Here is an 8,437-nt window from a genome sequence, read left to right as displayed (position 1 = left end):
TAAGCCGGATGTGCTGAAAGGTACAAGTCCGGTTTTGAGGGGAGGGGGTTACAGCGATGTAATCCCTTTACCCGACTAATGCTTAGACCTCAAGACGATGCAGTCAAAATACTTGCCGAAATTGATAATTTTTTAGCAGCAAGAGGAATGATGGTAAGTGCTAAGAAGACCAAGATTACCGCTACGACAGATGGATTCGACTTTCTCGGCTGGCACTTCAAAGTGTTAAGCGACGGAAGATGTAAAAGCTACCCCTCAGTGGATAATTTTAAAAAGTTCCGTTTGAAGGTAAAGAACATCGTTAATTGCTCGAATTATGGTTCTAAGGTAAAAGCCGAAAAGCTAGCACCAATAGTTAGAGGATGGAGAAATTACCATAGGTTCTGTGATATGTCAGGAGCAAGGTTTTCACTTTGGTTCTTAAATCACAGAACATACACGGTATTTAACAAGGAATCCAAAAATACCAGAGAATCAAGCGTTAAGCTTGTTAAGAAGGCATTTCCAACGGTTCCTTACTCCGAAAACAAACACATCTCCGTCAAAGGGGATAAATCGCCCTATGACGGAGATTTAACTTATTGGAGCGAACGCAATAGTAAGTTATACGATGATTTGACCTCTAAAGCCCTTAAAAAGCAAAACCATTCATGCGGTCATTGTGGGATGAAATTTATGAGCGACGAGCGAGTAAATCTACATCACATCGACGAGAATCATGATAACTGGAAACCTAAAAATCTTCTAGCAATCCACGAATCCTGTCATGACTACTCACACATGAGCAAAAGGGTCACTCCCTAAGAATATCGGGAGCTGGATGCACGGAAACGGGCACGTCCAGTTCTAACTGAGAGGTGCTGGGGATAATACCCCACATCGACTCAACCAGAGTACGGTGCTCAAAACCGACCGATTCCCAAAGACTTGGTAAGTTTTCGGTGGGAGCTCAAAGGATTGGTGGAGTCGTCGGGCGATCGCACTTATCACTTTACCGACTTGGGTAAAATCCCAGTGGGTGCGCTTCCCCTAGCGTTGTTCAACAAAGTCCAAGAACCGCTGCTGCTGTCAGAGTTGATGAAGTTGGAAGGCTCTGTAGAGATTGCTTTATCTGCGGGTTTATCTTGCTTGGAAGAACGGCGGGCTGATTTACAGATTTATCGAGCGCAGCTTCGTCGGATTTTGGTGAACGCGCTCTATTTTCTGGAGGTAAAAGCTGACGGTCAAACGTTCTATAAAATTGGCATTACTACTCGCCTGATCGAGGAGAGAATCGCCGAAGTACAGCGGGATGTGAAAGCTCATTACTCGGATGTCATTATCAACTTACTGGGATTGTGGGAACGCCGGGGGAATGTGGAGTTGTACTTCAAGCACCGATATCAACCTTTTAATTACCGCATTGGCAAGCTGACGGAGTATTTTGCGTTTCCGAACGTCAAGGCGGTGCTGAATGATTTGTACGGGATGGAAGCAAAAGTTTTGTCGGCTGTTGAGTCGGATGCGATCGGCAACTGGGGTAGGAAGTGAAGAAGTGCGATCGCTACACTGGTTACATCCCGGTTCTAATTCGGAACTAATAAAGTCGTGAGCGTTTAGAGAATTGCTATTATTATGACCTGCGATGTGCCGGCGCCGGGAAACTCAGCAGCCTTTGACTTCCCCATGAATCGCTCTCATATTGGCAATGCACAATCATCACTCCTTGCATGACGTGAGTGAGTTGTTAAGATGTGTAAAGTATCTTTGTTCTTAAGCCAAATTTAAATCGTTTGAATATGCTGACCGAAGCGCAAGTCTCAGTCAACCAGCCGAATGAACTTTTTGCCGGCGGCACTGACCCAACTCGATTTGACTGCAAGGAAGCCTGGTATCCTGTCCATTATGTTGAAGATTTAGACAAGACTAAGCCCAATAAATTTACCCTGCTAGGTCAAGACCTGGTGTTGTGGTGGGACACTCAAGCTAACTGCTGGCGAGCTTTTGAGGATCAATGTCCCCATCGGTTAGCGCCCCTCTCTGAAGGGAGAATTGCTGAAGACGGATTGCTGGAATGTCCCTATCACGGCTGGGCATTTCAAGGCGATGGCGCGTGTGAGCGTATCCCACAAGCAGTGGCTGGGACAACGCCACAACAATCAAAACGGGCTTGTGTTCAATCATTACCGACTGCGGTGCGCCAAGGATTGCTGTTTGTTTATCCGGGTCAACCAGACCAGGCGCCAAAAGTGGCTGTCCCAATTATTGAACCGCTTGAGGAATCGCCCTCAGAATGGATTTGCCTCAACACATTTCGCGATCTGCCCTATGATGCGCTGACACTACTGGAAAATGTGTTGGATGCCAGTCATGTGCCATTTACACACCATGAATCCGTCGGCAACCGCGCAAATGCTGCCCCGGTTGAGTTAGAAGTGTGCTCATCAAACAAGCAAGGGTTCACCGGCTTGTGGGAAGAAGGCCCACGCAAAGGCACGCTAGGGCAGCAACATACTCGCTTTATTGCTCCCAATTTAATGTGGCATGACCTGACCTCAAAGCAGTTTGGCAGAACAATGACTGTTGTTTATGCCACGCCCATTCGTAAGGGTGAGTGTCGGGTGTTTGCTCGGTTTCCCTTCAAGTTTTCCTCGCCTCTTCCCGCCTTTTTTATCAAACTCACCCCGCGCTGGTATTCTCACATTGGGCAAAATAATATCTTAGAAGATGACCAAATCTTCTTGCATTACCAAGAGCGTTACTTAGAAGCCAAAGGGGGTAGTGAACGCTTTAGTAAGGCGTTTTATTTGCCTACTAAAGCAGATACGTTTGTCTCCCACTTACGTCAATGGGTGAATCAATTTGCTGCCGATCCTTTTCCTGGGGAATCACTGTCACCTCCCCTATCTACTGAAGTATTGCTAGATCGCTATCATTCGCATACAGTCAATTGTGGGAGTTGCCGGCGTGCGCTTGCCAACTTGAAACTAATTCGGTTGATTGTGACATTCTTGGGCATCATTTTATGGGCGGTTTTACCGTTAGCGAATCATGCTTCTGTGTTCCTAAATTTGCTACCGATTACTGCTGCATTGGCATGGTGGGGATTAGGTAACTTAGAGCGCAGGTTTTATGAAGGTCGTGCAGTCCCGCCTCGAAATGTACCCCAGAAGAAGTAAGTGTTAATTTTTTGTGGGGAGTTATGAAAATTTCACAAGCCAGTTTGATGCTCTTTAGGGGGTGACTGCTTCAAAACGCCCTCACGAACTTTTGCAGCAATACCTCAAACATCTGAGGGGGTGACGCATCCCGGCTGTTCCCCCTATTTCTACTTACAATTCCCTAGAAATTGTTCCCTGCACCTACCGAATCCAAATTCCACAGAATCACTGTTTTATCAGCACTGGAAGAGGCGAGGGTTTTACCGTCTGGTACGAGAGCGATCGCTCCCTACAAGAGTGCTGAACTCACGCCTTTCCCAACTCCTATAAAATCTTTTCTACTGTTACCTTCAACGGAGGCAAATTATTCTGTACGAGCGAGCTCCTTCGATTGGTACTCAATCGCCTCCGTTCTCTACATCGATGCAGTCTAAAAAAGCACAATTTATTATGGGCTAGTATCGAGAGGCGTTTTAAGTTTCAGCTTAACATTGGTTCCTTTTTTAAGGACAACTTCACCACCGGGACTAGACAAGACATAAGCCGCTGTTGCTGCACCCCCAGCTACAGCACCATGCTTGAATTTCGCTTGATTGCCGAGGAAATGACCGGCCGCTGCTCCAGCTAAAATAATGCCAGCATTCTGAACAAACTTGCCTTTGGTTTTTGTTTCTACCTGAGTATTCACTAAAGTAACATCCACGGGATAAGCTGAGCCATCTGCGAGTTGAATATCATCAAAAACTAAATGCAAACTCGCTTTTTTACCTTTAGCTGTTTTGACGACATCCTCCAGATGTCCCTGTATCACGGCATCTTTAAGAGTTTTATTGCCTCCTTTGACTCGCAAAGTAAAACGCTCGTTGTCGCGGTTTTTACCCGTGGATAAATCTTGTTGGAGAATGGTATCAAAACTGGTTCCAGCAGGGACGGTCGCTGCCTGATTTTTAAGCTGACTGGACGTAGGGCTGTTTTGCTTAGATACAGGATTGGGGCGATTATTAGCCGGAGCATTCGTGTTGGCGAGCGGCTCGCTTGATTTCTGACAAGCAACAGTGTTGCACAGGAATACAGCACCCAATAGTAAGGGTATTAACTTTTTCATGTTGGTTTCTTCGATGCAATAGGCTATCAGAATCAGATTAAGCTAAAATTAGCCAACACTAACATATCGGAAAATAAAGCTTCCACTCGGAAGCAGAATTCATCCAAAGAACGACACTCGCTACCAAAACTGTCATAACAATAAATCAGAGAGTCCTGGCGAGCGGATAACGTATTCTTGATGCGGGTAAAGCAGCGGTGTCTTGACGCGAATGCTATCGCTCCCAACACCCCAATTTTGGGGAAACTAAACCCAGACCAAAAACCTCAACACCCTCGCCATGCCCAAACTTCCTGAATGCGTAGGCGTAAGCCGGGGCGGAGCCATCGTTGCCTCCTCTACGCCCGCAACCCATACCTCATCTGTGCCGTGCATCCCACAGGCCCCAACGCCGATACTTGCCTTGACTTTCGAGAAAACCCCGACGCTGAACCCGATGAACTGTGGGAACCCGAAGGTGCAAGCTACTACAACGGCGAACTTATCCTGCAACCGAGGCAGCGGTGGACTTTGGAACAGTTTACCGGCCGGTGTCCCCAGTGCTCGCATCAGTTCCCCAAGTACGAAATACCCCAGTGTATTGGGATTGTGCGGAGTGTGGGTGGGTCGATGGTGCGGTGTAGCATTCTGATTCTCGAACAAAGCGATCGCCCCAACCAGTCCCTGAGCCGGTTTTGTTCCCGACTGCTGAGCAACTAGAGTTCATGCGATCAAGGGCATGGGAGCGGGCTGACATGGAAGGCAGATCGATGAGCCGTGAGGAGATTTCTCAAAAGTCTGGTTTCCCGGTTCGACGCTTACTTAACTAATTATTCTCCAACAAAAACGACATAAATATCGTTTTTGTTTTTGCCCGTAGCGACGGGGGAATCAGTAAGTGTAAAATTTGGAGTGTCAGATTTTTCTGCTGTAACGTAGATGCTGCAAGGGTTTGATGCTCCTAGCTCCTAAGCCGCAATAAACCACATTCCCTACTAGGGATTGAAACTGTACCGTAAGCTTTCCTTATTAGCCGCGAGGACTGGACGCAAAAAGGTTGATATTGTACGGCTGTTGCTGGAAGAGGGGCTTAAGGAGCTTGAGGGGTAGCATCACAGGGAAAAACGCATCGCGGTGCGTTTTTGATGGCTATCTGTAAAGCGATCGCGGGCAGTATCATAGTTAGATACTAGGAGGCTCCAGTGTTAAAGGCTGGGGAAAACTTAATATGAAATTAATATTTGTATGTTCACAGACGATTTTAGTGACAGGGATAGCGATCGCTGTTTCGGGGTGGAGTAATTCAGCATTAGCACTTCAACCACAGGCAGAAAATTTCCAAACCTTTACTGATTGGTGTCTCAATCGGGGAAATCTGACAGCCGATACTAAACATACTGTTCAAGTGCTGTTACAAAAAGCGGAGACTTTTGATTGTCAACAAGCTAATCTGAAGCTAACCAGTTTATCTGAACTCAACCTCTCCGCCAATCAAATAAGAGACATAAACCCCCTGCAATCCCTCTCCTCATTAACGAAACTCAACCTCTCCGCCAATCAAATAAGTGATATAAAACCCTTGCAATCCCTCTCCAAATTAACGTACCTCTACCTCTCCGACAATCAAATAAGAGATATAAACCCCCTACAATCCCTTTCCAAATTACAGACACTCTACCTCGGTAAAAATCAAATAAGTGATATAAAACCCCTGCAATCCCTCTCCCAACTAAGGCTACTCGCCCTCTACAGAAACCAAATAAGTGATATAAAACCCTTGCAATCCTTTTTCCAATTAAAAGGACTCTCCCTTTCCCACAATCAAATAAGTGATATAACACCTCTGCAATCCCTCTCCCAATTAACGTACCTCTACCTATCCAACAATCAAATAAGTGATATAAACCCCTTGGAAACGCTTTCCCAATTAAGGGGAGTCCATCTATACGGCAATCCCGTTCCTAACAATATTTGCCCACTGTTAAACTCTATTTGCCATTGGGAGAAAAGCTACACGCCTCTCACCTTCTTTAACTTTTAAATCCTCGGGATTAGAGATGTTTAGGGACATTTTATGTCGTCTCGGACTAGCAACTTGATTGATAACTAAAGGCTGTACTTGTACTTGCGGTTGTGGTGATTGTGCAATTGACGCGGGGCTTGTTTGATTGCACAAAATTGTAAACTTCCATATCCCGATTTAGCTCCCCCAACTAGAGAAAATCTGTTACCCCTTTCGCGCAAACCCGCATCTTAGGGGCTGTCGTTCTGCTACTCGTTCTCGGTTCCGTGGTGCTAGCCGTCATAGACCGAGCGTACCCGACCGATGTTTGGCGACTTGACTAAAGTTGTGGTTGGAGCTTACATCGGGCTGTACATACCAGCGTCCGGTCAAAGACGCCAACAGCAAAACCGCATTCATTAAACATGCTGGACTCTGTTGAAGACCTTGCAACAGAGGCTGGTCTAATTCCTAGTTCCGAGGGGCAATCGCAGCAGCTAATTCCCCTTGGATTTGACTGCTGTGATCTTCTTCGACTTCAAGCAGTTTTTGTAAGCGCTCGGCGGTCATTTTACCATTATTCGGTATACTTCTCGCGTTGCTTGACAGTAACAGTAAAGTTACTCGCCTTCCAGGCTAAGACTGATTTGCTTTGAGCCTTTTTTGAATGGGCTTTACGTCGCATCCTATAGCATCCGAAATTAATTTGCATTCTTCTGCCGTGCTGAATTTTCTGACATATTCAGGGAATTTGTCGGGAATGTATGTATCTTGCAGCCACTGATGAAACTCTCCCAGCAAGTTGAAGGGATAAACGTTTGCAAGTTGCTCTCCCCTGCGGTCGGGATAATGATGGATGTACTGCTCGAATTCATCGGTATTGTATCCTTGTCCCCTCAGCCAATAACACCACGCTTGACCTACTGAAATATCTATAGTAGCTTTATCGGGCAGTAAAACGCCTTTAGCCTCTAAATCTCTCATTAGTCCGGCTATCTGCTCAAAAATACACCACTTACCCCGCGGCATCTTGGTATTTTGTTCAAACAAAGTTAATCTTTGATACCAAACACGTTGGTAAGGATGCAATTGAACGGTCTCGTAAACCGGAGTTAGCCCAGTTGTCAGCCATTTTTCTACCCATTCAGAGACTATCATCTCAAATTCGGGCGAGAGCCACATAGCAAAAGAGATAGCTAGTTTTGGATGAATCCAAGTCTCCTGGTTTCTCCCGCTTCCTTTTTTTTGTACTAGGTCGTATACCTCAAGCCCTGTTTTATCTGATAGCAGTTCTATATATTGAATAGTCCGATCGTTTTCAAACCATTTTGTAGCGTTCTTGCGAGTTCCGGTTTTTCGTTCGTAAGCTTTAGTTAGCTTCGTTGCATTGATGTAACCATCATTTTGGCATTGCTCGACAACTAAATCACCGATTTTGTGGTCTATGTACATCGTTTAATTCTCTAATGGCATGAATTTATAGAATAGACCTCCTGCGAAAGTCTGAGAGAGTTGTAAAATAGATAGAAATTCAACTAATCTAAAATGAGTGACAAACAAGTTAAGAATCTAGAGCCTGCAGAGTTCAAACGTTTATGTGGTGTCACTCCAGCAACATTTGAGCAAATGGTAAAAGTAGTGGTGGCGGAAAAAGTTTTAGCAAAAAAGAGGGGCAGACCGAGTAAATTAAGCATTGAGGATCAAGTGTTAATGACCTTAGAGTACTGGCGGGAGTATCGCACTCATTTTCATATAGGAGTAAGCTGGGGATTGGATGAAACAAATGTACTCCGAAATATCAAAAAGGTTGAAAATATATTAATTAAGTCAGGATTATTTAATGTGGGCGGGAATAAAAAAGCAAAAGAGATAGATTCAGAGACAGAATTACTAGCGGTGGATGTTGCAGAACATGAGGTAGAAAGACAAAAAAAAAAACAGAAGAGATATTACAGTGGCAAGCAAAAGTGCCATACAGTGAAATCACAAGTCTTGGTAAATCAAAAAACGAAAGAAATTATCTGTATCGCAGTCAGGAAAGGGAAGGTACACGATTTTAGAATCTGGAAAGAAAGTCAGATAGACCTAGGAAAAAAGACAGAACTATTAGCAGATAAGGGATATCAGGGGATTGATACCAATTTTATGTGAAGTTGCATATAATAGAGAGATAGCTTGTATGGTGCGTTTATGAGTCGTAGTTTTAAAATA

8 protein-coding genes are annotated in these 8,437 nt (G+C 44.9%); 6 read left to right on the top strand and 2 right to left on the bottom strand.

Going from position 1 to position 8,437, the window contains the following annotated elements:
• Nucleotides 1-78: 78 nt before the first annotated feature.
• The 3 genes from QT994_RS26995 to QT994_RS26985 all read left to right on the top strand — a co-directional run bounded on the left by QT994_RS26995 (nucleotide 79) and on the right by QT994_RS26985 (nucleotide 3,158).
• A complete protein-coding gene (locus tag QT994_RS26995; protein ID WP_333180110.1) occupies nucleotides 79-804 on the top strand; it encodes a group II intron maturase-specific domain-containing protein in 726 nt (241 codons plus the stop codon).
• 123 nt (nucleotides 805-927) lie between these two features.
• A complete protein-coding gene (locus QT994_RS26990; protein WP_333180107.1) occupies nucleotides 928-1,530 on the top strand; it encodes a GIY-YIG nuclease family protein in 603 nt (200 codons plus the stop codon).
• Nucleotides 1,531-1,778: 248 nt separating this feature from the next.
• Nucleotides 1,779-3,158, top strand: a complete 1,380-nt coding sequence (locus tag QT994_RS26985) for a Rieske 2Fe-2S domain-containing protein (RefSeq protein WP_333180105.1) — start codon at nucleotides 1,779-1,781, stop codon at nucleotides 3,156-3,158.
• Between the two features lie 430 nt (nucleotides 3,159-3,588).
• Here QT994_RS26985 and QT994_RS26980 read toward each other — a convergent pair whose 3' ends face one another.
• Nucleotides 3,589-4,245 carry a hypothetical protein gene (locus QT994_RS26980; RefSeq protein ID WP_333180102.1) on the bottom strand — a complete coding sequence of 219 codons (657 nt, stop codon included), beginning with the start codon at nucleotides 4,243-4,245 and terminating at the stop codon, nucleotides 3,589-3,591.
• A gap of 297 nt (nucleotides 4,246-4,542) precedes the next feature.
• Between QT994_RS26980 and QT994_RS26975 the strand changes: the two genes are divergently transcribed.
• Entirely contained in the window at nucleotides 4,543-4,944 is a 402-nt protein-coding gene (locus QT994_RS26975) for a hypothetical protein (RefSeq protein ID WP_333180100.1), read from the top strand.
• Between the two features lie 508 nt (nucleotides 4,945-5,452).
• Nucleotides 5,453-6,265, top strand: a complete 813-nt coding sequence (locus tag QT994_RS26970) for a leucine-rich repeat domain-containing protein (protein ID WP_333180098.1) — start codon at nucleotides 5,453-5,455, stop codon at nucleotides 6,263-6,265.
• A 597-nt stretch (nucleotides 6,266-6,862) separates the two neighbouring features.
• Here the strand turns inward: QT994_RS26970 and QT994_RS26965 are convergent.
• Nucleotides 6,863-7,678, bottom strand: coding sequence for a KilA-N domain-containing protein (locus QT994_RS26965; protein WP_333180095.1), 816 nt, complete (start codon nucleotides 7,676-7,678; stop codon nucleotides 6,863-6,865).
• 93 nt (nucleotides 7,679-7,771) lie between these two features.
• Here QT994_RS26965 and QT994_RS26960 point away from each other — a divergent pair, with 93 nt between their 5' ends.
• Complete coding sequence (locus QT994_RS26960) at nucleotides 7,772-8,377, top strand: transposase family protein (RefSeq protein ID WP_333180093.1); 606 nt, start codon at nucleotides 7,772-7,774, stop codon at nucleotides 8,375-8,377.
• Nucleotides 8,378-8,437: the final 60 nt, after the last annotated feature.

It is taken from the genome of Microcoleus sp. S13_B4, assembly GCF_036700885.1.
Lineage (GTDB): Bacteria > Cyanobacteriota > Cyanobacteriia > Cyanobacteriales > Microcoleaceae > Microcoleus.
The sequence above is the reverse complement of the archived record's forward strand: the minus strand, read 5'-3'. Positions and strand labels throughout refer to the sequence as shown.

Coding starts and splice junctions, on each gene's coding strand:
- QT994_RS26975 (WP_333180100.1), top strand. CDS start 4,543: ATGCGTAGGCGTAAGCCGGGGCGGAGCCATCGTTGCCTCCTCTACGCC.
- QT994_RS26970 (WP_333180098.1), top strand. CDS start 5,453: ATGAAATTAATATTTGTATGTTCACAGACGATTTTAGTGACAGGGATA.
- QT994_RS26980 (WP_333180102.1), bottom strand. CDS start 4,245: ATGAAAAAGTTAATACCCTTACTATTGGGTGCTGTATTCCTGTGCAAC.
- QT994_RS26960 (WP_333180093.1), top strand. CDS start 7,772: ATGAGTGACAAACAAGTTAAGAATCTAGAGCCTGCAGAGTTCAAACGT.
- QT994_RS26995 (WP_333180110.1), top strand. CDS start 79: ATGCTTAGACCTCAAGACGATGCAGTCAAAATACTTGCCGAAATTGAT.
- QT994_RS26965 (WP_333180095.1), bottom strand. CDS start 7,678: ATGTACATAGACCACAAAATCGGTGATTTAGTTGTCGAGCAATGCCAA.
- QT994_RS26985 (WP_333180105.1), top strand. CDS start 1,779: ATGCTGACCGAAGCGCAAGTCTCAGTCAACCAGCCGAATGAACTTTTT.